The sequence below is a fragment of the Chryseobacterium sp. CH21 genome, from assembly GCF_004119445.1.
In the GTDB taxonomy this organism is placed as follows: Bacteria; Bacteroidota; Bacteroidia; order Flavobacteriales; family Weeksellaceae; genus Chryseobacterium.
The window spans coordinates 1-261 of the sequence record NZ_QICI01000116.1; the positions used below are offsets into that span (position 1 = coordinate 1).

Consider the following 261-nt stretch of genomic DNA (forward strand, 5'->3'; position numbering starts at 1 on the left):
AATGCACCGGTATTGGTATCCAGAATTGCCGGAAGCTGTGTCCAGTTAGTAGTTTCCACATTTCCGGTATAGTTATCAGTAGCATATACCTGTAAAGCAATTCTTACATTCTTACCCAAGAAAGCACTTAAATCTACATTTCCTGAGCTTACCCAATCTCCGAATGCACCGGTATTGGTATCCAGAATTGCCGGAAGCTGTGTCCAGTTAGTAGTTTCCACATTTCCGGTATAGTTATCAGTAGCATATACCTGTAAAGCA

1 pseudogene is annotated in these 261 nt (G+C 41.4%); it reads right to left on the reverse strand.

What is annotated here, in order from left to right:
• Positions 1–261: pseudogene (locus BOQ62_RS22205) on the reverse strand (hypothetical protein); the annotation flags it as partial.